Annotated in this window: 29 protein-coding genes and 1 riboswitch; of the genes, 4 read left to right on the top strand and 25 right to left on the bottom strand. The window is 38.2% G+C overall.

Annotated features, from left to right (window positions below):
- Positions 1–117: 117 nt before the first annotated feature.
- The 3 genes from AC1VNJ_RS04415 to AC1VNJ_RS04405 are packed head-to-tail and all read right to left on the bottom strand — an operon-like array spanning position 118 to position 1969.
- Complete coding sequence (locus AC1VNJ_RS04415; protein WP_028415111.1) at positions 118–888, bottom strand: sporulation protein; 771 nt, start codon at positions 886–888, stop codon at positions 118–120.
- Positions 875–1708 (bottom strand): serine/threonine protein kinase, encoded by an 834-nt coding sequence (locus tag AC1VNJ_RS04410; protein ID WP_482640348.1) that lies wholly within the window; start codon positions 1706–1708, stop codon positions 875–877. Before AC1VNJ_RS04410 ends, AC1VNJ_RS04415 begins: the two co-directional genes overlap by 14 nt.
- Positions 1709–1714: 6 nt before the next feature.
- Positions 1715–1969, bottom strand: coding sequence for a hypothetical protein (locus AC1VNJ_RS04405; protein ID WP_080754470.1), 255 nt, complete (start codon positions 1967–1969; stop codon positions 1715–1717).
- 117 nt (positions 1970–2086) lie between these two features.
- Here AC1VNJ_RS04405 and AC1VNJ_RS04400 point away from each other — a divergent pair, with 117 nt between their 5' ends.
- Positions 2087–3148: a DUF2515 family protein gene (locus AC1VNJ_RS04400; RefSeq protein ID WP_033579858.1), complete on the top strand. Its 1062-nt coding sequence runs from the start codon at positions 2087–2089 to the stop codon at positions 3146–3148.
- Between the two features lie 58 nt (positions 3149–3206).
- Here the strand turns inward: AC1VNJ_RS04400 and AC1VNJ_RS04395 are convergent, their stop codons facing one another.
- The 3 genes from AC1VNJ_RS04395 to AC1VNJ_RS04385 all read right to left on the bottom strand — a co-directional run bounded on the left by AC1VNJ_RS04395 (position 3207) and on the right by AC1VNJ_RS04385 (position 4775).
- On the bottom strand, positions 3207–3377 hold the full coding sequence (locus AC1VNJ_RS04395; protein WP_013058720.1) for a YozD family protein: 171 nt from the start codon (positions 3375–3377) through the stop codon (positions 3207–3209).
- A 265-nt stretch (positions 3378–3642) separates the two neighbouring features.
- Positions 3643–4329, bottom strand: a complete 687-nt coding sequence (locus AC1VNJ_RS04390) for a hypothetical protein (protein ID WP_013058721.1) — start codon at positions 4327–4329, stop codon at positions 3643–3645.
- 230 nt (positions 4330–4559) lie between these two features.
- Positions 4560–4775 carry a YozE family protein gene (locus AC1VNJ_RS04385; protein WP_013058722.1) on the bottom strand — a complete coding sequence of 72 codons (216 nt, stop codon included), beginning with the start codon at positions 4773–4775 and terminating at the stop codon, positions 4560–4562.
- Between the two features lie 408 nt (positions 4776–5183).
- Between AC1VNJ_RS04385 and AC1VNJ_RS04380 the strand changes: the two genes are divergently transcribed.
- Both AC1VNJ_RS04380 and dat read left to right on the top strand, forming a co-directional pair.
- Positions 5184–6221 (top strand): acyltransferase family protein, encoded by a 1038-nt coding sequence (locus AC1VNJ_RS04380; protein ID WP_013058723.1) that lies wholly within the window; start codon positions 5184–5186, stop codon positions 6219–6221.
- 121 nt (positions 6222–6342) lie between these two features.
- On the top strand, positions 6343–7188 hold the full coding sequence (dat, locus tag AC1VNJ_RS04375; RefSeq protein ID WP_028415114.1) for a D-amino-acid transaminase: 846 nt from the start codon (positions 6343–6345) through the stop codon (positions 7186–7188).
- A 35-nt stretch (positions 7189–7223) separates the two neighbouring features.
- Here dat and AC1VNJ_RS04370 read toward each other — a convergent pair whose 3' ends face one another.
- The 13 genes from AC1VNJ_RS04370 to AC1VNJ_RS04310 form a co-directional block, all read right to left on the bottom strand.
- Entirely contained in the window at positions 7224–7502 is a 279-nt protein-coding gene (locus tag AC1VNJ_RS04370) for a YokU family protein (protein WP_013058725.1), read from the bottom strand.
- Positions 7503–7516: 14 nt separating this feature from the next.
- Positions 7517–8929 carry a lysine 2,3-aminomutase gene (gene kamA, locus AC1VNJ_RS04365; protein WP_482640347.1) on the bottom strand — a complete coding sequence of 471 codons (1413 nt, stop codon included), beginning with the start codon at positions 8927–8929 and terminating at the stop codon, positions 7517–7519.
- A 67-nt stretch (positions 8930–8996) separates the two neighbouring features.
- Positions 8997–9845 carry a putative beta-lysine N-acetyltransferase gene (gene ablB / locus AC1VNJ_RS04360; protein ID WP_482640346.1) on the bottom strand — a complete coding sequence of 283 codons (849 nt, stop codon included), beginning with the start codon at positions 9843–9845 and terminating at the stop codon, positions 8997–8999.
- 26 nt (positions 9846–9871) lie between these two features.
- Positions 9872–11137: a peptidase gene (locus AC1VNJ_RS04355; protein ID WP_482640345.1), complete on the bottom strand. Its 1266-nt coding sequence runs from the start codon at positions 11135–11137 to the stop codon at positions 9872–9874.
- Positions 11138–11150: 13 nt separating this feature from the next.
- Entirely contained in the window at positions 11151–11813 is a 663-nt protein-coding gene (locus AC1VNJ_RS04350; protein WP_029715086.1) for a 3-oxoacid CoA-transferase subunit B, read from the bottom strand.
- Positions 11798–12499 carry a CoA transferase subunit A gene (locus AC1VNJ_RS04345; protein WP_028415119.1) on the bottom strand — a complete coding sequence of 234 codons (702 nt, stop codon included), beginning with the start codon at positions 12497–12499 and terminating at the stop codon, positions 11798–11800. Before AC1VNJ_RS04345 ends, AC1VNJ_RS04350 begins: the two co-directional genes overlap by 16 nt.
- Positions 12500–13849 (bottom strand): aspartate aminotransferase family protein, encoded by a 1350-nt coding sequence (locus AC1VNJ_RS04340; RefSeq protein WP_482640344.1) that lies wholly within the window; start codon positions 13847–13849, stop codon positions 12500–12502.
- A 108-nt stretch (positions 13850–13957) separates the two neighbouring features.
- Positions 13958–15193 (bottom strand): dicarboxylate/amino acid:cation symporter, encoded by a 1236-nt coding sequence (locus AC1VNJ_RS04335; protein WP_033579852.1) that lies wholly within the window; start codon positions 15191–15193, stop codon positions 13958–13960.
- 180 nt (positions 15194–15373) lie between these two features.
- A riboswitch (cyclic di-AMP (ydaO/yuaA leader) is annotated at positions 15374–15528 on the bottom strand.
- Positions 15529–16131: 603 nt separating this feature from the next.
- Positions 16132–17601, bottom strand: a complete 1470-nt coding sequence (locus tag AC1VNJ_RS04330) for an NAD(P)/FAD-dependent oxidoreductase (protein ID WP_221783451.1) — start codon at positions 17599–17601, stop codon at positions 16132–16134.
- Positions 17602–17818: 217 nt separating this feature from the next.
- On the bottom strand, positions 17819–19219 hold the full coding sequence (locus tag AC1VNJ_RS04325; RefSeq protein WP_482640343.1) for an ATP-binding protein: 1401 nt from the start codon (positions 19217–19219) through the stop codon (positions 17819–17821).
- A 153-nt stretch (positions 19220–19372) separates the two neighbouring features.
- The gene (locus AC1VNJ_RS04320) at positions 19373–19546 is read right to left on the bottom strand and encodes a YjcZ family sporulation protein (RefSeq protein WP_080518349.1); all 174 of its coding nucleotides are present in this window, start codon (positions 19544–19546) and stop codon (positions 19373–19375) included.
- Between the two features lie 87 nt (positions 19547–19633).
- On the bottom strand, positions 19634–20059 hold the full coding sequence (locus AC1VNJ_RS04315) for a hypothetical protein (RefSeq protein WP_232217062.1): 426 nt from the start codon (positions 20057–20059) through the stop codon (positions 19634–19636).
- Complete coding sequence (locus tag AC1VNJ_RS04310) at positions 20049–20210, bottom strand: hypothetical protein (protein WP_176544773.1); 162 nt, start codon at positions 20208–20210, stop codon at positions 20049–20051. Before AC1VNJ_RS04310 ends, AC1VNJ_RS04315 begins: the two co-directional genes overlap by 11 nt.
- Before the next feature lie 214 nt (positions 20211–20424).
- On the opposite strand from AC1VNJ_RS04310, the gene AC1VNJ_RS04305 reads away from it, so the two are divergent.
- Positions 20425–21180, top strand: coding sequence for a DUF4397 domain-containing protein (locus AC1VNJ_RS04305; protein ID WP_205664291.1), 756 nt, complete (start codon positions 20425–20427; stop codon positions 21178–21180).
- Positions 21181–21210: 30 nt separating this feature from the next.
- Here the strand turns inward: AC1VNJ_RS04305 and AC1VNJ_RS04300 are convergent, their stop codons facing one another.
- The 6 genes from AC1VNJ_RS04300 to AC1VNJ_RS04275 all read right to left on the bottom strand — a co-directional run bounded on the left by AC1VNJ_RS04300 (position 21211) and on the right by AC1VNJ_RS04275 (position 26550).
- Complete coding sequence (locus AC1VNJ_RS04300) at positions 21211–21783, bottom strand: YpmS family protein (RefSeq protein WP_028415126.1); 573 nt, start codon at positions 21781–21783, stop codon at positions 21211–21213.
- A gap of 12 nt (positions 21784–21795) precedes the next feature.
- Positions 21796–22680 carry an SGNH/GDSL hydrolase family protein gene (locus tag AC1VNJ_RS04295; RefSeq protein WP_028410895.1) on the bottom strand — a complete coding sequence of 295 codons (885 nt, stop codon included), beginning with the start codon at positions 22678–22680 and terminating at the stop codon, positions 21796–21798.
- Between the two features lie 236 nt (positions 22681–22916).
- Entirely contained in the window at positions 22917–23495 is a 579-nt protein-coding gene (locus AC1VNJ_RS04290) for an SCO family protein (protein WP_028410894.1), read from the bottom strand.
- Positions 23496–23519: 24 nt separating this feature from the next.
- Positions 23520–25136: an ATP-binding protein gene (locus AC1VNJ_RS04285; protein WP_482640342.1), complete on the bottom strand. Its 1617-nt coding sequence runs from the start codon at positions 25134–25136 to the stop codon at positions 23520–23522.
- Positions 25137–25286: 150 nt separating this feature from the next.
- Positions 25287–26129 (bottom strand): DegV family protein, encoded by an 843-nt coding sequence (locus AC1VNJ_RS04280; protein ID WP_028415129.1) that lies wholly within the window; start codon positions 26127–26129, stop codon positions 25287–25289.
- A 169-nt stretch (positions 26130–26298) separates the two neighbouring features.
- Positions 26299–26550, bottom strand: a complete 252-nt coding sequence (locus AC1VNJ_RS04275) for a YpmP family protein (protein WP_013058743.1) — start codon at positions 26548–26550, stop codon at positions 26299–26301.
- Positions 26551–26671 lie beyond the last annotated feature (121 nt).

Below are 26671 nucleotides of genomic sequence, written 5' to 3'. Positions count from 1 at the left end.
CAGCCGAAAATTCCTCTTTTGCATTTATTTTTTTCGTTTGTTTTGATTGCGGCATATACCTCTCTCCTTTCTTTTTACTGTCTTTAATATACGAAAAATAAAGGAGAGCTATGCACGTTAGCTATAGCGTGAAATAATATTGGTTAATCTATTTTTTAACTGAGGAATTTCTTTTTCAGAAACATGAACATGAACGAGCGACTCATCTGCATCCAGCATTTCAGATAAAAACCCGCCAAATCCTCTGGCCCGTCGATCTACTTCTATAAATAAATCGTAGTCATGTAAGCCGCTCGGCTGCACGATGATTTCAATTTCATCTACTTTCCCAGCGTACACTCCACCGCTTGGAACAAATTCAAATTCTTGAACAAAAGGAAGTCTTTTTCTCATCCTGCGAGGAGCTTCTTCGCACTCGACTTGACGCAAGCGAAAGCCAAGCTGTTCCATCGCTTCAATTGTGCTTGTTACCATAAGGTTAGGGAGCACTTTTACATGATCAATATCCGACGGATCAACCGCATCTTTAATATCGAGGCTCGTCGCCACCCACACTCGGGTTCTCCCTAATGTAACAGGCGTATCATCAGGTAGCTGAAAGGTAAAAGGAATAGACTTGGTTTCAGATGGTTGGATCGTAAACGGGTCGTTAATCTTAAACGTATTAAGTTCAATGTCCTGCTTGTATTTTTTATCGTCTCTTTCTTTTACATAGGTTGTGAATAGACGCAGATAGATGCTGTCAATTTTCTGCTCAACATTTCCGCCGTACACTTCAACAATCCCTTCAATCGTTTCACCAGCACGAAATTCATCATTGACAAGCTTAGCATCCACTCGCGCTGCACCAATTCCAATGCGGGCTAACGCTTTATTAAATAGCGCCATGCTTTTCCCTCCCCGAGTTCTTACTATTTATATAGTCATCAATGTCTTTTTGTAAACTTTTAATACTTTCATACGCTTCATCTGCTCTCAGCATTTTTTGAATGATGGTTTTAATGGGCGCCGACAAGCTTAGCTCTTGTTCCCAGCTTTTTTCTTGTTTATCCGTCGGCTCATAACCAGAATACAATAAAAATAAAAGAAAATGACCAAGCGCATAGATATCGCTTGCAACCGATGTTTGTCTCGTAAACTGCTGTTCTTCTATAAGGCTGCTTGTTTCTTCATGAGCTCCCAAAAATCTTGCAAGACCAAAGTCAATAACATAAATGGTCCCGTTAACATCAATAATGTTTGGAATACGAAGATCACGGTGAACGATTCCTTGCTCATGAATAACGGAAACTACTTTTAGAATATCAAGTAAAATGTCAAGCGCTTTTTCTTCTGTATATACGCGCTTCTCTTCAAAAATTAAATCTTCAAACGTTTTTCCTTGAATCAACTCCATCACTAGAAAACACCCTTCATCTATTTCAACAGCTTCATACAGCGAAGGAATTTGAGGATGATCTAGTTGAGACAGCAGTTTTGCTTCATAATGAAAAGACTTCAGCCCCTGAGGCGTGCGCTGCTTCGTTTTGCGGAGTTGCTTTATTACTACCTCTTTTTGTTGCACAATGTCACTAGCAACATATGTTATACCATAGCTCCCCATTCCCAGTACATTTATGATTTCATAGCGCTCACAAATGACTGTTCCTTTTTTAAAAGGACGGTCAACTAGCCAGCGATGAAAGTGTTTGAACATTCGATTTTTCATTCCAAATCAACTTGAGAAAAAGCTTGAGAAGAAGCTTCCGCTTTTGCGTTTACGCTTGTAATGGTGATGACCATATTTTGAATGACTGTGGCTGTCATAATATTTGCTTCGTTTATAATCGCTACTGCTGCTATGGTGACGCGGACGTCTGTGATGATGATCACTGCTGCTGTAGTGGCGTGGACGTCGGTAGTGTCGATCACTGCTGCTGTAGCGGCGATGTTTAGATCCAGTTAATGATTCAAATATTTTTCTGAACATAAAGAAAACCTCTTTTCTTAACATTTGTTACCCTTTATACGTACGAAATGTTATAAAGGTTTCAAAAAGTCCCTTACCCTTTTTTAAAATAGTTAAACGTTTCAAAGGAGGCTTAACATGACTTCTACTGACACAAATCCCCTCATTAGATTGGAGGATGTTCTTCGTCTGCAGCAGATGATGCAGCACAAACCTCCTGCTATTCTCCCGCTCTCTTTTATTGGAGAAGATGTAAAATGGATTAAAGAAATTCGAAGAAAAGTGAAAAAAGCTAATCAAAACAATGTTACACGTACACAAGCTTATTTGGACTATTATCAAAAACACCCTGAAATTCACTGGGCTCTTTTAGCACACTTAGTTTCACGAAACGGCGGCTATTATATGACAGATCTCTCCACTACCTTAATAAAATCCCTGCTTTCATCAGAGAAACAGCACGCATACTTCTTGTTTTTAGAACATTCCAACTCAGCGATATTTCATGATGCTTACGCTCAGCTGTTACTCTATGAAAAAAGCAAAGAGCAAAACAGCAATCTGTTTCATTTACTCCCCGCCTTTCACATATCTTCTTTTATGAAAGCTGTTTGGAATGACTTTTGGCAGCATAGAAACAAAACGCTCTTATCAATAGCCCTGATTGTGAACGAACAGTATCATATCGAAAAAAATGTTCTCTTTAAAAAAGAGTTTCAGCGTAATGTTCTTCACTCTTGGCAGTTTCACACTCAAAATTTTCTCGGTATGACTCAAATCGTCTTTCCCTATTATTCAGGTAATAAAATTGATTTATGTGGAACGAAAGTGTACCATTTTGAGTCTGTGATAAGACGGATTGAAGTGGGAAAAACCCTATACGTTCTTCTTTTTTATTCAAACTTGCATGATGCTATTTATACCTTTAGCCTTAAACACCCTCATACAGGGTCTCGAAGCGATTATAATTCAGATATATTTACAAATGACAGAACTCATTCCAAAAAGCTCTATAGCCCGACTTTAACTATGAGCTGGGGAGACCGCGTACATCTTTTTTTAAGAAAAGAAGAATGGTTTGAAGACGAAAGCATATTTTCTCTTCTTGACTCTATTCCCGCTTCTTCAGTTAAAAAAATTCCCCTTCAGCATCATATAAAAGTGCAATCCGCTATAAAAGCTGCTAATCCTTTTTCATAACCGCTGTCTCATAAACAAAACGACGAGTTTCCCCGTCGTTACAGATGTATCTATCTTTTTATTCTTCATCTTGCTCATCAATAATACATTTATCAATGAGATAATCAAAAGTTATATCCGCTAATTCGCCTAGCTCTTCTTCAGCGGGAACATAGCCTCGCTTGACTAGTTCATTGTAAAAGAACTCCGCAATTTCTTCCGTATCAATGACCACTTCGATTTCTTTCACAATATCACTCCTTATCCCGTTTGAACGGATTAGCGTACCTTATTTTTCTTAAAAATAGGTTCACTCCATCTTCTGCTTGAAGTTTTACCTTATACACATTTATGAACAATTTGGCAATAGTATGTCTAAAATTTCAGCAGTTTAAATAGAAAGGTAATTATACCCATTCTTTTTTCATTACCATCGCCGTATACACAATAAAAGATAGCTAAGAGAGATGTGATGATCTATCTCGGCTATCTTTTATTTATTAGGCATCTACCTGCTATTTTCCTTGTTCGGATTTTGCTATCTTTTTTAAATGTTTCAGCACTAAGTTCATGACTTCAGCGTATTCTTCATCTTCAAAAAGCTCATACAAAAATTTATAATCATTGTACACATCTAAAAGACCGTTTATAATCTCATGCTTTTCTTTAGTTAACCTCACTTCTTCTTTTTCAGAACCGTTTTGTTTTTTCATCTTTGGTAGCAACTCCGTCTTTTTAATTTCTTTACCTAAATACAACATATCAACACTTTGAGCGTAATTTTCTGTTTCCTCATGAGGAGTTACGAGAATGAGTTCTTCTTCACTAGCCTCAAGCCATTCTCCATCTGTTACACGTGACAATTCATAGACAATATCTTCCCATGAATCCTCTTTATAACGCCATATTTCTGTTCGAATACCAATGATTTTAAATAACTCTTTTCCATAATTAAAAACCTGGACGATATCGCCGAAGAAAAATTTATATTCAAGCTCTACTCTTTCCTGTACTAATATTTGACCTTCATATTCTTCTAGAAGTTCAATTGTATCTTCTAAAAAAAGACCTTCACTATGGTTGATTTCGTATACAAAAATCCCATCCATCACTTTTATATCGGTAATAGTGCCAACGGTCCCGTATATTGTTACAACGACTGTTTCACCAATTCCGTATTTAGGTTTTTTCTTCCCTGCCATCGTCGCACCTCCTTAGTAAACATACACCTACTGAAAAGTTACAATATTATATGCAGTAACTAAAAAAGGGGAAGTATAACATCTTTAGAACCAAGCCTTTATTATCTATTGCCCTCTATCATTTTTTTCTGCTTATTGTACAGGCTAAGGAAAATAAAAAGATCCGAACGATGAATCGTTCGGATCTTCCTTCAACTAAAATACTGTTGTTCTAGCCTCTTTTTATTTTCTCACGCATTATTTTGATAAAGCTCCCATGCTTCATCAAATACGGTCATACTTGATAAATAATGTCCGTTGAGCTCTAAATAAGAACTCAGTTCGTCATAGTCTGTTGAAGATTTCGGGAAGCTGTGATCATCATAAGCACTTCGCGCAAACTCTCCCATTCGATCATGTTTTTTATTTGATCGGAATTTCATTATATAGTGATAAAAGGATTTCATCGTACTCCCCCTCCAGCGGTATGTGTATCTTTTCTATCATTTTTTCAAGAAATCTACAACTTTCTTCTGTGATATGTAGATGTCGAACACTGCAATATGAGTGTTTTACTGGACAAAAAATATTAAATTCATGTTACAGTTGCAAAACAAATTTCACTATTAGCGTAACGAATAAATATTGTTATATCAATATTTTTCTTTTTTCAAAAAGACATTTGTAACAAAAACACATCGTTTTTATAACAAAAGCGTTGATTCGACAGGTTTCTCAAGCCTTTATGTAATTGCAAAAAAGAAGAATTCATGTTTTAATTCCGTAGTGAAAGGTTATTCTAACAATAATCGCCATTTAAATAAATCTTGTTGGTGGGAGGTTTACATCAGCATATGTTGAGGAAAAATAATACTATGAATACTCGAAATGCTTACTTTGATAATGCTAAATTCGTATTAATTTTTTTAGTTGTATTTGGGCACATGATTTCTCCGTACCGAACAGATAGCAGCGGAATGCTGTCCATTTATCACTTTATCTTTATTTTCCATATGCCTGTCTTTATTTTACTAGCAGGTTATTTCTCGAAAAATTTCCATAAAAAAGGATATTACAAAAAAATATTTACAAAGGTGGCTCTTCCTTACTTAGCTTTCCAAACGATCTATACTCTTTATTATAGTGTGCTTTATACAGATGAAACGTACACGCTTCAATATTTGGTTCCTAGATGGGCAATGTGGTTTCTACTGAGCTTAATTTTTTGGAAATTAATGCTTCCTTTCTTTGCAAAATTCCCAATGTGGATTAGCTTAACTGTCTCTATTTCGCTTGGACTTGCAATGGGCTTCATTGATATTGACGGATTTGATAAAATTCTAAGCATTAGCAGGATGTTTGTCTTCTTCCCGTTTTTCCTTTTAGGCTACTATTTGTCACAGCGACAAGAGCCTTTTACAAATCTTTTGACAGCGCGAAATCGAATCATTGCATCCATCGTATTACTAGTTACATTAATTGGAAGCTATTCTTTCTTAGACGACACGGCTTACACAGATATGCTGTATGGAACGAACACGTACGACAATGTGGCCGAATTTTTAATGCGCGTTTCTCACTATGGAATTGCTTTTCTTGTATCTTTTGCCTTTATGGCTTTAATTCCAACGCGCGGTTTTGCTTTAACAAGCATTGGACAGCGATCACTATACGTGTATTTATTGCACGGCTTCATTTTAAAATGGTTCTTTACAACTGACTTCTCAAAAAGTCTAGAGCCAACATCATGGGGTATTATCGTCTTAATCGCACTGTCCATTTTAGTAACGATGCTTCTTGGCAGCCGTATTGTCGATTGGTTCATCACCGGTACCAAGCTCATCGTTCAGTTTGTTACACCTAAAAAAGCCATTCAGAAATTTTCATTAGCATTCAAACGTACGTTTTCATAAAAGTCATACTCCTAAAGGAGTATGACTTTTTTCATTTTCTTTAGAGAAACCAAGTAAATAATTTCATTTTGCTGAATTTTATGTTAACGTTTTAATATCTAAAGGAAGGGAGTTTTTCAAGATGGAATTAGCATATTATGCTGGAGAGTTTAGAGATATTAACGAGGCTGTTATTCCAATTGATGAACGCGGTCACCAGTTTGGAGACGGTGTTTATGAATTTATTCGTGTATACAAAGGAGTTCCGTTTTCGATTGAACGTCACTTAGACCGCTTAGAAAGAAGTGCAAAGGCAATCTTTATTGAACTGCCGGTTTCAAGACAGGAACTAAAGGACATCATTCGTCAAGGAATGGAAAAATCAACGTTAAAAGACGCTGATATTTATATTCAAGTTACGCGCGGGATTGCTCCTCGAAATCATTTATTTCCTGATGTACCTGCACAATTAGCACTCACAATACGCCATCCTCGCCAAACACCTGAAGAAGCCTATGAAAAAGGCATCTCCACTCTTCTATTGGAAGACGAACGATGGGCTAATTGCTATATCAAATCATTGAACCTACTTCCTAACCTTCTGGCCAAACAAGCTGCGGCTTCTAAAGGGTGCAAAGAAGCTATTTTAGTAAAAGACGGATACATAACCGAAGGGTCGAGCAGCAATGTATTTGCGATAAAAGACAACGTCTTGTTCACGACTCCTGCCACAAGAAAAATTCTATCCGGTATTACGCGCGCTAACGTACTGGAATGTGCGCAGGAACAAGCCATTCAAATCCGAGAACAAAATATGACTCCTTCCTTTTTAAAAGACGCTGATGAAGTTTTTATTACGAGCACGTCTGTTGGTCTTTTGCCCGTTTCGAAAATAGACGAAGTCGAACTTCCAACTGTTCGTCCTGTTACAGTAGCTTTAAAGCACGCATACAGCCTACGTACTGCTGGAACAAAGGCTTATCAATAAGAAAATCCGCCCCTTACAAAATAAGGGGCGGATTTTTAGAATTTAAAGTAGTTGCGCTTTAATAATCTTGGCACTTTTAATAGCTCATCATACCGAATGGATTCATCAAGTTTTTTTGTATCGACAAGAAGCAGCTGTGTTTCCACTTCTTCTATGATCTCTTCTTCTTGATATGACATCCCGCAACCTGAACAGCTGATACATGGCATATGAGTAATTTCGATACTTCTCGTTCCATCTGGCAATTCCCAGTATGCGGTATTGGTTGTTTCTACCGCTTTTTCTTCTTCGCACCATGCGCATTGAACAGTCATATTACAGGACCTCCTTAAGATGATGGAGCATCGTCGCTTTTACCGTCTTTTTTCAATTGAGCTTTAAACTTTTTATCTTTTAATTCATCTCTTTTTTCACGTTTGTCTTTTAGGCTTTCGTGAGCACTGTCACTTTCATATGTTTTACGTCTTTTTACTCTCCCTAACCCTTCCGGTACAAGGTTGAATTGAGCATCATTCATAAGACCCGAGATGCCGATGGAAGAATCTTTAGCATCCGATTCTGGATAAACAGCTCGAAAATAATCATCTGCACGCCCAGGCACATAGCTTTCTGGCTCCGGATACGTCGTAATCACGCCTTCAAAGTTTCGCAGAACAACTTTACTTGCGCTTTGACTAATAATATAGTTTGGCTGAACGGCAATCTTTCCTCCACCTCCTGGCGCATCAATAACAAACGTTGGAACAGCGTAGCCAGACGTATGACCTCGCAGCCCTTCCATAATTTCAAGCCCTTTGGAAACAGGTGCTCGGAAATGCCCAATTCCTTCTGATAAATCACATTGATAAATATAGTAAGGACGAACGCGTATTTTTACTAAATCGTGCATAAGCTTTTTCATGATAGCTACGCTGTCATTAATCCCAGCTAAAATAACCGCTTGATTGCCAACTGGAACGCCTGCATCGACAAGCATTTCACATGCTTTTTTTGTCTCTTCCGTAATTTCAATGGATGTATTAAAGTGAGTATTTAACCACACTGGATGATATTTTCTTAAAATGGCACATAAATTTTCCGTTATTCGCTGTGGAAACACAACGGGTGCTCTGGTGCCAATTCGAATAATTTCCACGTGGGGAATAGCTCTTAAATTTTTCAAAATATATTCTAAAATGTTGTCATTAATCAGCAAGCCATCACCGCCTGAAATGAGTACATCTCGTACTTCAGGTGTTTTGGCGATATAAGCAATCGCAGCATCTAACTGCTTTTTTGGAACGCCCATTCCAATTTGTCCTGAAAACCTTCTTCGAGTGCAGTATCTGCAGTACATGGAGCATTGATTGGTAACTAAGAACAAAACGCGATCAGGATAGCGATGAGTCAATCCTGGCACTGGAGAATCTTCGTCTTCATCTAGGGGATCTTCTAGATCATATTTTGTTTTATGAAGTTCTTTGCCAACCGGAACAGACTGCATACGGACGGGGCAGCGAGGATCATCTGGATTCATCAAAGATGCATAGTAAGGCGTAATATTGAGCGGAATGGTTTTGGTTGAAATGCGTACTCCTTCTTCTTCCTCAGGAGTTAAGTTAATAACCTTTTTTAAATCATCTAATGTTCGAATTGTGTTTGTTAATTGCCAAATCCAGTCATTCCATTTTTCTTCAGGAACATCTTTCCATAACTCAATATCTTTCCAGTGTCGGGACGGCTTATATAAATCATATAACATACAATCGCTCCTTTATGAAGATTTACTATTGTTATATGTTACAGCCCATAAATTGGTTAATTATTTCTCACCCTTTACTTTTTGACAGATCCTTCACCCATACGTTCATATCTTCTAACGATTTATAAATGTAACAATTATTCGTTAACCTTCCCGTATAGGTATAGCCAAGCTGCTGAAAGGCGGCATTCATCCCAAATGAAAGCGCTCTCGCTATTGTATATGCACAAAAAATATGCCGCTGTTTTAGCTCCGCCTCTAGTGCGTTTAATAAATGCTTCATGAATCCATACTTTCGGTAAGCAGGGAGAGTCGCACAATCCGTTAGTTCAGCATTGTGATAGACATAGTCAATTTCAGCAGAAGCAGCGCTAACGATATCGTTCTTGTCAACGATGATATAAAACAAGCTATCTTCTTGAAGCAAATTAGAGAGATACTCTTCTTCGTAGAGGGGAGTAGGATACACTGTGAAGATTTGACGGTAGAGCTGAGAAAGTTGTTTAGCGTCAGATGAAATGGCTCGGCGCATGATCAGTTGATTCGATAAAGAAGAATAATCAGATGTCGGCAAATTCAACACATCTTGAAGCAGCTCTGTTTCTTTTAACGTCTCCCCGCTGTCTCGGCGGGATTGAGACGTATAGTAGCATAAAAGATACGCGTCGCTTCCGTTAAAATAGTAGGGAACAGTTGCTTCTAAAGAAAATCCCAAGCTTATCCAGTCCAGCAGATGTTCAGTACGTGCTTTTATAATCCACTTTTCGTACGTTTTCTTATCAATTTCTTTATATATATAGCTGTAAATATCGTTCACATTTCCCCGGTAATCATCCATTCTCAGACGCTTGTTACATTCATCTAAAAAAAGAGTCATAGCAAAGGTTGGTTGACAAATAGTTTCTTGTTTCGCCATTTGTTTGTATCCTCTCCCTTTTTAGCTTAGTCCGCAATACTGCACCAGTCTGCTACGGTGAGCGCAATAATTTCTGCTGCATTAAGCATCGTTTGAATACAAATATACTCATTCGGAAAGTGGGCTACTTCTGTTACTCCTGGTCCAAACACAACTGTTGGAATATCTCCAACTTGTGACAATATCCCTCCGTCCGTTCCCCAAGGAGATGCTTCAATGATCGGCTGTTTCTGTTTCACTTGATAAAAAGAGGACGAAAGAGAGGTCATAAGCGGATGCTCTAATTCAATTTCACCAGGAAGCCAGTGGGCCCCAAACCATTCCAAGTCGACAGGATGCTCAGCAAACCACTCATCACACTGAGGCAAAAGTTCAAGCCACGATTTCATTTCCGCTCTGACATTTTTCATTTTTTCATGCGGAGCAACTCCTATCCTGCCTTCTAATACTACTTGATCAGCAACTGAAGAAGGCCACGTTCCTCCTTGTATATTTCCGATATTAATGGGCACGGGAATGGGAATTTTATTATAGAGCGGGTCTGTAATTCGGCTGTTTCTCTCTTTTTCAAGACCCTCAATATGTTTAAGCACAACAGCTGCTTTTTCAATGGCACTCACGCCTTCATACCGAGTCCCTCCATGTGCTGCTACTCCATGTACGGTCACGCGAAACCACATCGAGCCTTGCTGTTTAGGAAAGATCTTCATGTTGGTTGGTTCTGGAATAATGGCACCATCTGCTTTATACCCTCTAAGCACGCAGGAAAGTGTTCCTGCCCCTCCACTTTCCTCTTCTACTACGCTTTGAAAAATAACATCTCCTTTTAATGAAATACCTAGCTCTTTTAATGCTTGAATCGCTAAAAGTAACGACACATTTCCTCCTTTCATATCCGTTGCACCGCGCCCATATAAGTTTCCATCTTTTACAACGGCCGTATAAGGGTCTTCCTTCCATTGTGAAAGATCGCCGGGAGGCACAACATCAATATGTCCGTTTAAAATGATGGATTTTCCCCCACCTTTTCCTTTTAACACGCCTACCACATTCGGGCTATCTCGGAAACTAGAACGGTTGGAGGCAAAAGCTTCATGGGTACGAAGTGTTTTTTCGTCTGGTTCCCATATATCAATATCTAACTGCAGCTGTCGAAGGCGTTCAATGACAATTGCCTGCGCATGCTTTTCAGAACCCTGTACGCTTGCTTCTTCTACGAAACGCTTGAGTAAACGCACTGCACTTTGACGATGCTCTGTCATCCAGTTATGAATAGATTGCTGTATGTTCATGTAATGGTCCTCCTTATGGTATCGTAATCAATTGATCACTCAGGCGAACTGTCGCTTCTGTTGAACTCAAAATATCCTCTACGGTATAAGGAGACATTAACTCGGTTAGAAGAAGCGCATCTTTTTCTACTTTAAAAACCGCCCGATCCGTAATAACTAATCCCACGCAGCCCGAAGCAGTAAGAGGTAAAGAGCATGTCTTGACCAGTTTTGGTTCTCCTGTCTTGCTCGTATGATTCATTAGCACAATGACTTTTTTCGCTTTTTGAGCTAATTCCATCGCTCCTCCCATCCCAGGAACTCGCTTACCTGGCACAATCCAATTAGCTAAATCCCCTTTTTCACTCACTTCTAACGCACCAAGAATGGTCATATCGACGTATCCTTTTCGAATCATCGCGAAGGCTGTAGCACTATCACAGTATGAAGCCCCTTGAACAGTAGTTGTTGGATAGCCTGCTGCATTGCAGACATTCTCATCTTCTTCACCTAAAGGAGGCGAAGATCCTAACCCTAAAATTCCGTTTTCAGCATGAAACATCACATGAACAGCGCTTGGTACATAATTAGGAATAAGAGAAGGAATGCCAATCCCTAAGTTAACAATCATGCCGTTTTTGATTTCAGCCGCAGCACGTCTTGCAATACGATGACGAATATCTATTCCCAAACCCATTTCCAATTCACTCCTTTTGAAGGCACAATATAATCCACAAATACGCCTGACGTCATCACATTCTCTGGGTCAATGTCGCCAAGAGGAACGATTTCCTCCACTTCAGCAATAGTTATACGACCTGCCATAGCCATTAATGGATTAGTGTTTCGAGCGCTTTTATCATAGAGCAAGTTGCCGAATGGATCTGCTTTTTTTGCATATACAAAAGCCACGTCGGCTGTGAGCGGTTTTTCAACTAAAAATGTCTTGCCGTCTACTTCCACTTTTTCTTTTCCAAATTGAATAATGTCATTTTCTATTCCTACATCAATCAGTACTCCTCCAAGTCCAACTCCCCCCGCTCGAATCCGTTCAGCAAGCGTTCCTTGAGGAGAAAACTCAACTTTCAGCTTTTCTTCTGTCATAAGCGTTCCAGCCACGGGATTCGATCCAATGTGAGAAGCGATCAGTTTTTGAATTCTTCCTTGACTTACTAATTTTCCCGCACCAATATGAGGAAAGCCTGAATCATTACATATCAGTGTGAAATTTGATTTTTCGCTTTCAATAAGACCGTCAATGAGAGAAGGCGGACTGCCTACGCCTCCAAACCCTCCTATCATCAGCGTAGCAGCATGATCCACGTATTCAATTGCTTGTTCCACAGTTGTAATCTTTTGAAATGAGTTTTCGACCTTTGTCACTTATTTCACCTCATCTCCCTGTTTTTCATTTTGTACTTCATACAATGTTTTCGAAAGCAACACGACCGCTTCATCAAGTTGGCGATGAGTAATCGTAAATGGTGGCGCAATAATAATACCGTCTCCTTCTACTCCATCTGTTCCTGCTTGTGAAGGATAAAGGAGAAGACCATTTTTATGGGCTTTACTTATTACGCGCGCCGTCATATTTTCGGAGGATGAAAAAGGCTCCTTCGTTTTTGGATTTTGTACAAGCTCAAGACCAACTAGTAAGCCTTTGCCACGAATATCACCAATGGTAGGGTAAAGAAGTTGAAGCTCCTTCAATTTTTTTACTAAATAGTCTCCTTTCAGCGCTACTTGTTGAACAAGATCGTTCTTTTCAATATAGGCTAAGACAGCTAGCCCTACAGCGGCTGACAGCGGATTAGCGCTTAGCGTATGGCCGCTCATAATTAATTTGGATCCGTTCATGATAGGTTCAATCGTTTTGCTGCTAGCTAACGTAACGGCTATCGGTGTATATCCTGCTCCCACTCCTTTTCCAAGCGTCATGATGTCTGGTTTAGCTCCCCAGTGCTCATATGCAAACATCACGCCTGTACGCCCAACTCCAGTCATGACTTCATCGGCTATCCATAACACATCATATTTATCACAAATTTCTCTTATCACTTCATAATAACCGGGTGGAGGTGTGAGAGCTGCTCCGGCAGCTCCTACAATGGGCTCTGTAATAAAAGCAGCAATATGTTCAGGGCCGGTTCGTTTGATAACTGTTTCCAATTCGTGTGCACAAGCAAGATTACAGGATGGATAGGTTTGATGAAACGGACATCGATAGCAATAAGGAGGTGAAACCGAAGGATAATCTTCAAGCAAAGACGAGAAACGTTTTCGTCTTCCAACGTGCCCTGACATAGACAGCGCTCCTATTGTAATACCGTGATAGCTCATCCAGCGTGACAAAACCTTTGTTTTGGTTGGCTTTCCTTGCTCTTGAAAATGCTGAATGGCTGTTTTCATAGCCGTTTCAGTCGCTTCTGTCCCGCTGTTAACAAAAAAGCTCCACTGGAAATGATTGCTGCTTAATTCACATAGTTTCTTAGCTAAGGCTTCCGTCGGATCGCTTGTAAACTGCGACCGATATACAAACGCAACTTTCTGTGCCTGATCCGTCATCGCATCAATAATTTCTTTTACGCCGTGTCCGATACTTGCTGTAACTGCCCCTGACGAAGCATCTATGTACTTTTTTCCATCTTGGTCGTACAAATAAATTCCTTTTCCATATGAAATAACTGGGTAGTCGTCGTCGAGCAGCGGCTTTATCACATGGGTTTTATTCATTTCCGCACTCTCCTTTCAAACACACACTCTTATTAAACTGTATGCTGAAAAGAAGAGTTTCTTGCCAATAAAAAAAGCCCTAGCATATAGCTAGAGCTTTTACACATATTAAGCTGATTGCGTTACAGATTTATCGATACGCTTTGCTTCTGACTCAGCCACAATAACGGCACACGCAGCGTCTCCTGTAATATTTACAGACGTACGAAGCATATCAAGCAAGCGATCAATTCCGATAATTAATCCGATACCTGCTACAGGCAGGCCAACCGAACTCAGTACCATCGCTAGCATAATAAGACCAACTCCCGGCACGCCTGCTGTACCAATACTAGCAAGCACCGCTGTCAACACAACCGTCACAAGAGCGCCCAACGACAGATCAACCCCGTATACTTGCGCAATAAAAATAGTCGCTACACCTTGCATAATTGCCGTTCCATCCATGTTAATAGTTGCACCTAATGGCTGAACAAAACTGCTGATAGACTCGGGGACACGAAGATTTTTTTGCGCCACATTCATTGAAATCGGAAGCGTTGCATTACTGCTTGATGTACTGAATCCAACTGTCATCGCAGGAGCAAACCCCTTAAAAAATTCAATAGGGTTACGTCTGGCCATAAGAGCGACTGATCCCCCATATGTTACGATTGAATGGATGAACAGCGCGAGCACGACTACAATCATGTATAGCCCCATCGCTTTAATTGCCTGCCAGCCTTGACTTCCAACCGCGGTTGCAAGAAGCCCAAATGTTCCGTACGGAGCAAACTTCATCACTAGATTCACAAGGTACATCATCAATTCATTTCCTTGCTCAAGTAAATTGTAAAGTCCTTTTGTTTTACTTCCAAGCATCGTGATACCAAAACCGATAAAGATAGAGAAAACGATAAGTTGAAGCATATTCCCTTCAGCCATCGCTTGAATTGGATTGACTGGAATCATATTTAAGAATGTCTCTCCAACAGGTGGTGCTTTTTCAGCTTCAAAAGAAGCGTTTTGTGTATCAAAAGATCCAAATGTACCCGGTTTAATTGCATACGCTAAAATTAAACCGATAATAATTGCAACGGTTGTTGTCACTAGGAAGTAGGAAACTGTTTTTGCCCCGATTCTTCCTAATTTTTTAGGATCTCCTAAACCTGCTACACCTAACGTGATAGAGAAAAACACAATTGGTACAACAAGCATTTTAATTAAGCTTAAGAAAATTTGGCCAAGCGGTGTAAACAAGTACTTGTCCAGCGGAGCAAAAGCACTTGGAGCAAAAGCATTGATTAACACTCCTACAATAGCACCAGCAATTAGCGCGATAATAATCTTTGTCGATAGCTTCATAGATTTACCTCCCGTAAATAAATTATATTAGAATGATTCTAACTACCATACTTATTTTACCATGCATTGAGGGCGATAACACTCAAAATATACAATATATTAAAAATTTTCAGATTAATAGTTTAGGAATATTTTTAGCTATACAAAAAACCATGAGAATATCATGGTTTCATAGACCTGTTATTCCCTCACTGAATGCTTACGGAGTTAGCTGTCGGATTCGGGTATGTGAGTTACCCTACTTGATTCATTCAAGATTCACCCCAAGTACATTACGCACAAATATGGGTCCTCCGTTCTCTTATAAAACAAAAGAGATTAAGCAAATAATTTTCTTTAATATTTTTGCATGATAATAATTGTTACTTTAATTAAAATTCATTTTATATGTTTCTGTCAAGTTTTTATTCAAAAATAATGCATGATTTTATCGTAAAAAGTTGAGAATTGTTATATTTTAAAATATTTACATCATATTTCAATAAACTAAAAACACCTATTTAACAAGACTTACAATCTAATGAATAAAAAATTAATTCAAAAAATAGTTTATAAAGTGAACTTTCTTCTCATTAATATCATTCATAAATATGTATAATTATTCTGACATCCATGTACTTTACTGCTTCCATAAATATTTTACTTATCAAAAAAATAACTCTTTCCAACTGTTGATTTTATCCTTGTACTGCTTGATATACACTCCTTAAAATTTCACTGACTTTATTGATGCGAAGAAATCGACATTATCAATTCCCTTTATTCTACTTAATTCTGCTCAAGATAGAAGTATAGATTTCCTACTATCTTTTAAAAAAGGAGCGGGTAATTATCATATAAAACTATCGGAGTTGGAACGGTACAAGTTCTTTACTTTTTACTTATTCCCTCTCGTTATTTAACACATATAAAAAAAGAGGCCGTGACGGCCTCTTTTTTTATACAGTAACAGGTTCAGAACTTGCTTTGCGATTCTTTAATTTTTCAACAATGTCACGCGCTACCCACACACCGCACGCACTTGCCTGCGCGAGTCCTCGCGTAATACCAGCTCCGTCTCCTCCCACGTATAAACCGGAAATTTCAGTTTCAAACTTATCATTTAACTTCGGACGGGCTGAGTAAAATTTCGCTTCCACACCGTAAAACAGCGTATGTTCAGATGCTAACCCAGGCGTTACATGATCCAGTGCTTCTGTCATTTCAATTAAGCTTTTCATCGTATTGTAAGGAAGCACTAAGCCTAAGTCACCCGGTACAGCTTCTTTTAACGTTGGTTCTAAAAAGCCTTCTTTAATTCGATTCGCTGTTGAACGGCGGCCCTTTAAAATATCTCCATACTTTTGAACAACTAAGCCCCCGTTTGACAGCATATTAGCTAATCTTGATACTTCGTGCGCATATTCGTTCGGCTGATCAAATGGATCCGAAAATTTATGAGAAACAAGCAGCGCAAAGTTCGTATTTTGACTTCCAAGCTTCGGATCTTTGTATGCGTGTCCATTTGCTAACATAATACCTGAATGATTCTCTACTACCACATGTCCTGAAGGATTGCTGCAAAACGTTCTAACTCTTGTACCTACGGACGTATTGTAAATGAATTTCCCTTCGTACAAGTGCTTGTTGATTTCTTCCATAACAACGTTGGATGTTTCTACTCGAACGCCGATGTCCACTTGATTGTTAATCATTTTCAAACGACGTTTTTTTAGTAAGTCGCTCATCCACTTCGAGCCGTCTCGACCTGGTGAAACCACCACTTTATCAGCCGTAATTCTTTCACCATTTTTCAATTCAATACCGCGCACGATATGCTGACCATCTTCTTTTTCTGTTATTAAATCGGCTACTTCCGTTTTATACTGCATATCAATTTTTTCTTTTAAATATTCATAAATGCTTTTTAAAATTTCTAAATTTTGCTCTGTTCCTAAATGACGCACTTGGGCACGCAATAGCTTTAATCCTGCTGCGTATCCGCGTTTTTCAATTTCACGAACTTTATCAGTTAACGGATCCGTAATCGTATCGGTTGCTCCGTGTTTTAAATTAATTTCATCCACGTATTTAATTAAATCTACCACCTGTGATTCAGACAGATAATCCGTCATCCAGCCTCCAAATTCACTTGTGATATTAAATTTTCCATCTGAATATGCGCCGGCTCCACCGAAACCATTTGTGATAGAACAAGCAGGCAAACAGCCAGCAAACTCTTTTTTGCCAACCGCAGGCGGACATTTTTCAATTTTTTTCTGAAGAATCGGACAATTACGTCGATAGATATCGTGTCCTTTATCGATTAATAAAATAGTTGCTTCCGGTAATTTTAACGTTAGCTCATAGCAAGTAAAAATCCCAGCGGGTCCTGCCCCTACCACAATAACATCATAATTTGAGTTCATTGTACATTCTCCCATCATCTTTTTTCTTTGGGTAAAAGATAAAAGTTATTGACCGAATTTTCTTTTTTTATTATCATTCGGTTATTTTCTAGCCATTTGATAATATATCAAAAACAAACCATTTAGTCAACAATATACACGAACATTAAAATAAAAAAATAAAAAAACATTCGTTTTTATTTTAACCAAATAAAAACCAGCGAACGAATAGCAAGCGCTACGAAATGTTCACTGGTTCTTTAATATACGGAAGAGCAATTTCTACTTTTGTTCCTACTCCTACTTTACTCGCAAATGAAATATGCCCTTGATGCTGTTCGATTATTCGGTAGCTAATCATTAATCCTAGCCCTGTTCCTGTTTGTTTGGTGGAATAAAATGGTTCACCTAGCCGAGCTAAAGATTGCTCATCAATTCCACATCCTTCATCCTCGATAATGACCATGCCGTATTCATTTCTTTTCTCAACGGTAACTTTAACTGTACCTTTGCTCATTGACTCAAGCGCATTTTGAATTAAATTAATAAAAACTTGTTTAAGCGCATTTTCTTCACAAAAGATTGTAATCTCATCACTAATCTCATTAATAATACGACAATTTTTATAATTGGCGTGTGTATCTAATAATAATGTCACGTGACGTATGATTTGATTGAGACTTTTCGGATGGTATGAATTTTCAATTTTAGGCTTGGCCAGTGTTAAAAATTCTTGAATAATGGATTCGACGCGATTCAATTCTTCAAGCATAATATCATTGTATTCTTCATTATACTGTTTCGATGCTTTTAGCAGCTGAATAAACCCTTTAATCGCCGTCATTGGATTACGGATTTCATGTGCTACTCCTGCCGCTAGCTTGCTCACCATTGTAAGCTTTTCAGATTTGCTTGCCATTTCATCATATTTTTTTCGATCCGTTACGTCGCGAATAATATACTGAATGGCATCCTGTCCTTCAAACTTAATTTTGGTTGCCGAAGATTCAATAATGACGACCCCTTTTTTAGTCAATAGTTTCACATCAACACGCGGCCTCACGGACATTCCATTCATCAGCTGAACCATTCGTTCTTTTACAATTTCTAAATGTTCGGGATGAATAAAATGAAGCCAAGGACGCCCGATATACTCTTCTTTTTTCTCGCCGCCAAGAAGTTTAACACCAGCGGGATTCAAATATTGAATTCTGCCTTCTCTCGTTACAATAAATGCATCTTGACTTTGCTGGACAAACTGCTTATATTGCTTCATTTTCCGAATGACTTCCTCTTGCTTTTCAATACTTGAGGAAAACTCTTTCCACTGAACAACTAAGAGCGGAATATCCCCTTCCGTGCGCTGAATATGGATATGCATCGGAAACTGCTGATCTACTTTTTTCTTAAGTAAAACAACTTCTTCCTCTTGCTTTCTTAACGGTTCCACTTCATGCTTTTCAATAAAAAAGCGATTTGGCTCTTCAAATACATTACAGGAAAGAAGCCGTTCCTCCGTCGTTCTAAAAAGGTGGCAGCAAGCTTCATTTAAAATTTGAATATCGCCATCCATATTCATTACGAGCATTGGTGTAAATGACATTGAAAATAGCTGTTGAAATACTTTTTCCTTTTCCATATATTCACCTTCGCTTATTGAGTTACTAGCTATAGTATAATATGGTAAATGTTGATTTGGCAAAATTTTTTTATTATTTAAACAATTTATATGTAAGTTTGTCCTTTTCCATCTTTTATAAAAAGCTCGCACATGCGAGCAAATGAGACCTAATCAGCAAAAACAAGTGCAGCCAATGATGATTAATAAAATAAATAGCACAACAATTAATGCAAATGACTGGCCCGTTCCGCAATGATGATAACCGCCAATTGGATAGTGGCAAGTATCATATAGGTGGTGATAGCCTCCGTGATGGCATGGGTCGTAACAATCGTAGTTATACATAGCAATCTCTCCTCTTGTTTTTTTCATTTCGTACACTGTACTTTATATGCGTTAGTTGATTGTCCTGTATGTGCATTCGCCCATTTTTTACTTTCTCTTACGCCATATTCGCCTTTTGGGCTGCAGCGTATACGAAAACAACAAAAGTAAAATACTGCCCATCACCAGTAGCGTAGTAAAATCTTTCATAAACTCAATAATGACCCCTATATACGGGAGATGGTATGCGTAGCTTCCAATCACTTTAAAAGAAGCAGGCAAAGAATTTCTTTGAGCTGTAACCAGTACATCAGGGTCTTGATTATGGGCCAGTACAAGTTCATTCTTTGAAGAAGATGATTCGTCTCTAAAGACAACCATATCTCCGCGATGCAGGTGGTGATAATCCGTTTCTTGAACGGTTACAGTGAAACCAAATAGGCTTGGAACTGTGCTAACAAATAAAAATGTAAAGCAAATTGCATAAAGAACAAGTACATATCGAAACGCAGAAAACATACATTTATTGATCATAGGTAATCAGCTCAATTCGCTCGGTTACTTTATTTAGCGCGGGGGTAATTTGATTAAATGAAGTAGAGCGCTCTGTAAATTGAATTAAAAGTAGCAGCAGTAAAAAACTTAACATGATTAACCGTAGCATCCGAGCATAAAAATCACGCATGCTCTCACTCCTTTTTTCTATACTAAATTCGGTCGTACAATAAGCCTTCAGTCAATAATTTGATTCAGTATATGCACATAGAGGGCGTTTGGCTCATTGTTTCTTCTTGGAGGTCTCGGGAGTGATCAGTGATCGGCATAAATTATGAGTTTTAGCATATGTTTGGTTACGTATGGAAATGTTTTTATACTCCGACAATAAGGGAGCTGAACATATGGCTAATTATTCCTTTGATCAATATATTAAAAAAGCAATGAAATACGATTTTCTAGCTAACTACTATAAGTATAGTGATCCATCTAAGCATATTCATTATTATCAAAAGCATTTGTACTATATCCAGCAGGCCATCTTAACTTCTTCTGAAAATACGAATTTACGCGTAAATCCGCCGCAAATTCGTACACTTCACGCTTCTCCAGATTCTCCATCTGTAGATATTTATATTAACAACAAACGAGTGATTCGCAACTTAACTTATAAACAAGAAACAGATTATATTGAATTACAAGAACCTGGAAGATACACAATTTCTATTTATCCCGCTGGAGAAACGGGAAGACCTGTTTTAACGGAATCATTTACATTTGAAGGAAACCAAAATTACACGGTAGCGGCGGTAGATGAGCTAAACAAGCTTGATTTATTATTTATCTATGACAATACGGATGTACCAAGTGGAGAAACGAAGCTTCGGTTTGTGCACCTTTCTCCTGATGCTCCTGCTGTGGATATTGCGGCTAGAGGCGGAGACGTCATTTTTTCTGGCGTGCAGTTCAAAGAAGTCACAAAATATTTGCCTTTATCCCCCATGCATGTTCAACTTAGTGTGCGCATAGCAGGAACCAAAAATGTAGTACTCGAAATCCCAGCACTGAACCTTCGCCCGAATCGAACATATACGGTATATGCCGTCGGATTTGCTAAAAACCGTCCTGCATTAGAAGCGCTGATTTCCCAAGACCGTTAACAAAAAAAACCTTCCAAATTGGAAGGTTTTTTATTCACTGCGCGAAATTAAACGTACGCGAATATCATCATTTTTTAAATCAAACTTTTGTACTTTTACAGCAAAATCACTCTCTAACTTCATCTGCTGTAACGCTACGTATACTGATTCATTCTTTGGATCGATTGTTACCCATTCTGGTAGCGCAAAATTATTATTTACGTATCGAAGCACTGTGCGGACAGGCAGCTGCAGCTTCCCAACAGAAAGTGACTGCTGTTCAAGCACAATATCTCCATTTTTTTGTACGATCGGATCAAATGTCATTCGAATATTAATATCATCGCCGAATACTTGAATCGTTCCGTCTACTCTTACTACATCGGTAAGAGTAATTTTGTAGTTAAGCGGCTGATTCTTAAATTCTTTTTTTAAATATTTATCAATCAGTACATTTAAGTCCGCTTTTTTAGCCAAAATAGTTAGTTCTGCGTCTCCTTCTACTTTTTCAGAGGGAGTTGGATTGACCTTGTCAACCGGTTGAAAAATAAACGCAATAATAAGGATAGCCCCTAGAACATTAATCCCTAATAACGCGATAAATAGGGTTTTCCACTTCTTCATATAACAATCTCCTTACTCGTTCCCACTCTCTTTCGTGTTTTTCTCTTTTTCATCAGATGTAACTTCTTCTGCTGTTTCCTTTTTCTGGTCTCCAACGAGAGGATCTTCTTCCTCCATTGATTTACTAATGCGCTCAGCCATTAGTTTGTACCCTTTTTTATTAGGGTGAAACTCGTCTTTCCCTAATAAATTTACGTCAGAATCATAAAAAATATCATCAATTTTTACATAACTTACATTATCATATTGAGAAGCAATTTTCTCGCTTGCCGCATTCCATTCATTAATAACGACATTAATTTCTTTCACATCACTTAACGATTTAAAGAATGGATTATAAAAACCGATTAAATAAATATGGGCATTAGGATTAAGCTTACGTATGCGTGAAAACACGTCATTTAGACGTTTTTCATATTTTGACTGCTGTGATTCAAACGTCTTAATTGAGATATTGTAAAAGTAATCCCTTACCACTTTCATCACGTCATTGCCGCCAATCGTCAAGAAAACGATGTCTGCTCTTGATACTTCAGCTGCTACTCCCGGCTGATTTAACCTCGCTAATAGCTGATCCGTCCGATTTCCTCTTTTGCCTAGATTCTCTGTTCGTACATTTTGCACTTCATTTTGTTTAGAAAGGTATTTAGTTAAGTATGGTACATAACCGCCTTTTTTAGACTCATCTCCTACTCCTTCAGTTAATGAGTCGCCAATGGCTACAATATCTAAATCTACAGGAAAAAATCCTTTCGGAATATGCTTTTTAGGTGTTAAATCCACTTCTTTCTGAACGGCTTCTTCTTTATTGTCCGTTGGCAAAAAAGTCGTCGTCGAACAGCTTGCTAACACCACCGCACTTATACTGCTTATCACTATACTTTTCCATTTTCTCATCATAACACCTACTAACTATGCTGTATTCTCGCTGTCACAAGCAATACTGCTTACCGCTCTGAATAACTATATCTTTATATCTTATCATACTATGTCAAGTTGATATTTTACTACGTTTCTTATATATAGTATATGTAAAAAAAAGGATAAGCATGTTTCTTTCATAAAAATATCCGCTAACACATCACTATAAAGATAGCTGTGTTTGACGGATAGTTTTGACGGATTTATAGCTCTTACTGAAGGGTTTTGATATCTTTTAACATATCTTCATAAGGAGGGTCAGTCACTCCCTGATAAGATTTTTGAACGACTCCATCTTTGTCAATTAGAAAAAAATCTGTACCGTGAATAACCTGCGGATTTTCTTGCGGCTTTTTCACAATCGTTTTAAATTGGTCCAGCGCAAACTTCTCAATTTCTGCTTGTTTATACCCCGTTAAGAAATCCCAATTCGAAAAATCAGCGCCAAATTTAGTCGCATAGTCCTTCATTTTTGGTGGAGTATCGACTTCAGGGTCTACGCTAAATGAAACAAAGCGAACATTCAGCCCTTCATCCTTGGCCATTTTTTGTAATTTAGCCATATGAGCCGTCATTGGGGGACATACGGTTTCGCAGCTTGTGAAGATAAAGTTAGCTATCCAGACGCTCCCTTTCAGCTGACTTAGCCCTACTTTCTTTTGATCTTGGTTAACGTAAGAAAAAGAGTCCATCTTCCAATTAAGCGGATTTTCTATTTTGGAACCACAGGCTGCTAACATCATACAACTAATGAACAGTAAAAAAAACAATTTATAAGACCAGCTTTTCATATGTTCCTCCTGCACGGTTAAAGTTTAGTCATAGCTAGGGAAAATCAAGGTAAACGTTGAACCTTTTCCTGGTATGCTTTCCACTTCAATTCTTCCATTCATTTGTTCGACCAGCTGATAAGAAACCATTAGACCAATCCCTGTTCCTTTTTCTTTTAAAGAATAAAACGCTGTTCCCAGCCGGTTCACTTGTTCACTGGTCATGCCTATACCAGTATCTTCAATTTGAATATGTACATGCCCTTCTCGCTTGTAAAGTCCTACTCGAAGCGTTCCTCCAGCTCTCATAGCTTCAATTCCATTTTTCATAATATTAAGCAGAACTTGATTCAATTCGTTTCGGCTGCCGCGAACATACATCTCTTCTTTTGCGTCTAATTCTATGAGTATATTGTTTGTTAACAAAGCATAAGAAGATAATAAGTCTACTAAGCTTGTAACACACTCTAAGCAGTTAATAAAACGATGCTGATGAACATCCGGCTTGGCTAAAGATAAATAGTCATGAATAATCGCTTCCGCTCTGTCCATTTCGTTAATCATAAGATGAATGTAACTTAATTCAGTGTTTGAAAGCTTTGTGTTATCTTGAAACAGCTGCAAAAACCCTTTTACCACCGTCATAGGATTTCGAATTTCATGCGCTACAGAAGCAGCTAATTGACCAATTGCATTCATTTTCTCTGCTCGCTGCAATTCCTTTTGCATCCTCGTTTTTTCCATAATAACTTCTAATTCATCAATCGCTTTAGCAATTCCATCTTTTGAATGACTGAAATTCGTTTCTACGTTCAGCTGTTCTTTTGTTGCTGACACTTGATGAAAAAGCTGCTGCAGCCGCTCGGTCATTTCATTAAATCTTGTGTGTACATTCCCTAACTCAGAATCATCTTCGTGTGTCAGCTTCACATCAAATTTCCCTTGACTCACCGCTTGAATTCCTTCTATTAATTCCCCAAGGGGCGACATTAATCGCCTTAGTCCCCAGTCTTGAATCACAATAATGAAGGTAAACAGAAGCGTAAACGCAACGACCAAAGACACAATTAAACGTTTTTTATAGATATAGATAGCGCTTGCATCTACATCTACACCAAGAATAGCCACAACTTTTCCAGAGCTGTTTGTAATAGGGGCTAAAACGGTTATCCACGTCCCGAATTCGTCTTTGTATGTAGATGTTACGATATTTTTCTTTTTTCGTTCTGCTTCCTTAAATGATTTGTAAAATTCTTCTCCCCCATAATAAATCATGGACGGCTCTAGCGATTGCTTAATTTTCTTATTCGCTGTTACGATAATCTTATTTCCATGCGATTTAAATTTTTCGGTCGTCATAATATATCCCTGCAAGTACGACGGATGCAATTCATAAATCTTTCTGAACTGCTTTTCTAGCTCGTCTTTTTCAGGAATCGGCCCGTTCCTTGAATCCACTGCTGCTATTACGTCTTGTTTAGATAAAGACTCCCTCCATAAATCGGCCATAATTAACACATGCTGCGTTAACGTCTCTTTTGCCATTTTTTTTTGAACTTGATAGCTAATGGCTAAAGAAATGACTCCAAGGGCAACTACAATTAAAGTAGAAAATAAAACCGTTTTGTTAAACACACTCAAATTTCGAATATATTTTTTCATCGGTATACTCCGGATTCAAAAGAATAGTAACCAGCACAGCATTCGCTGGTAGAAAGTTGATTCTATTATATCACACGTTCGTCCACTTCTCTTTCTCCTTTTTCCAAAAAAGAGAAAGCCAAAAAAGTGACTTGCAAAAAGCAACTCACTTTATTCAGCAAAATACATAAAACCAATTGCACCAATACCCGTATGCGTCGAGATAATAGGCGTCGTATCTTCAATCGAAAATTGCGTATAGCCTCTTGCCTTCACGATTGATTCTTTTAGCTTAGAAGCGAGCCCAAGTCCATCTGCATGTACAAGCCCTACTCCTTTAATACTTTTTCCTTCTGTATGCTCTTCGAACTGCTTCGTTAAAAACTTAACAATTTGAGAATGGCTGCGCACTTTAGCAACAGGAGTGTATACTCCGTCAGCTAGGGAAGCAATTGGCTTAATATTTAAAAGAGAACCGATTAGCCCTTTTCCACGTCCAATACGTCCACCTTTAACCAAATTTTCAAGCGTATCGACTACGACAAAAAGATTCGTATTTTGACGCACCTCTTCCAAGCGCGCGACAATTTCTTCTACCGTATGCCCCTCTTCAATCATTTTCACCGCTTCAAAGACTTGAAACGAAAGAGCTTTTGTAATGTACATAGAATCGACAACGGTGATATTTCCTTCCACCATTTGAGCCGCGCTTTCAGCTGCTCGAACGGTTCCGCTCATTCCTCCAGTCATATGAATGGAAATGACGTCATACCCTTCACTCACTAATCGTTCATATACTTCAACAAAAGAACCAATAGCCGGCTGAGAGCTTTTTGGTAATTCTTTTGAATTTTTCATTTTTTCAATAAAATCTGTCGGCGTTAATTCCACGCGATCCAAATATGTTTCATTATCAATATTAATACATAAAGGTATCATCTCAATACCGTATTTTTCAGCTTCTTCCAACGTTAAATCAATTGTTGAATCCGTTACCACTTTAATTTTCGACATGTGTTCACCCCTATAAGATGCATTGCAAACTAGTATAACATGAACGCTTACAACAATATAGTTATAATAGAATGCAAGTTTTGCTAATTCGTAAAATGCATGTTCAACCTTTTAGATCAACAAAAAAAGTTGACTCTGCTGAAATATTCAGAAAAGTCAACTTTTACGTTTATGCATTATGCTTTAATACATGAGACTTAAAGAGCTGTTCGTAATCTTTCCATTTCAGCACGCGTTTTAAATATTCTTGAAACGAGTAGGTTTGCTTCGGAACTGATTCGTTCGTGATTTGTCTAATAAATAAATCAAGTTTTGCAGATAACATGAACCGAAACGTGCTATTTTCCTCTAAAACTGGAATTTCAGTAATTTTTACTTTTTGACCACTGACATGTTTAAATTCAAGGCTTTTTAATAGCAAGGCGATCAACCCTCTTTTTACCCGTTTATTTTATTATAATGCTTGAGGTACTTTCTGTCTTGATAAAATAAAAAGAAAACACAAATATTTTTTAAAATAAAAATGCTTCATCAACTTATTC

The organism is Priestia sp. 3CA3 (assembly GCF_056836725.1).
The sequence above is the reverse complement of the archived record's forward strand: the minus strand, read 5'-3'. Positions and strand labels throughout refer to the sequence as shown.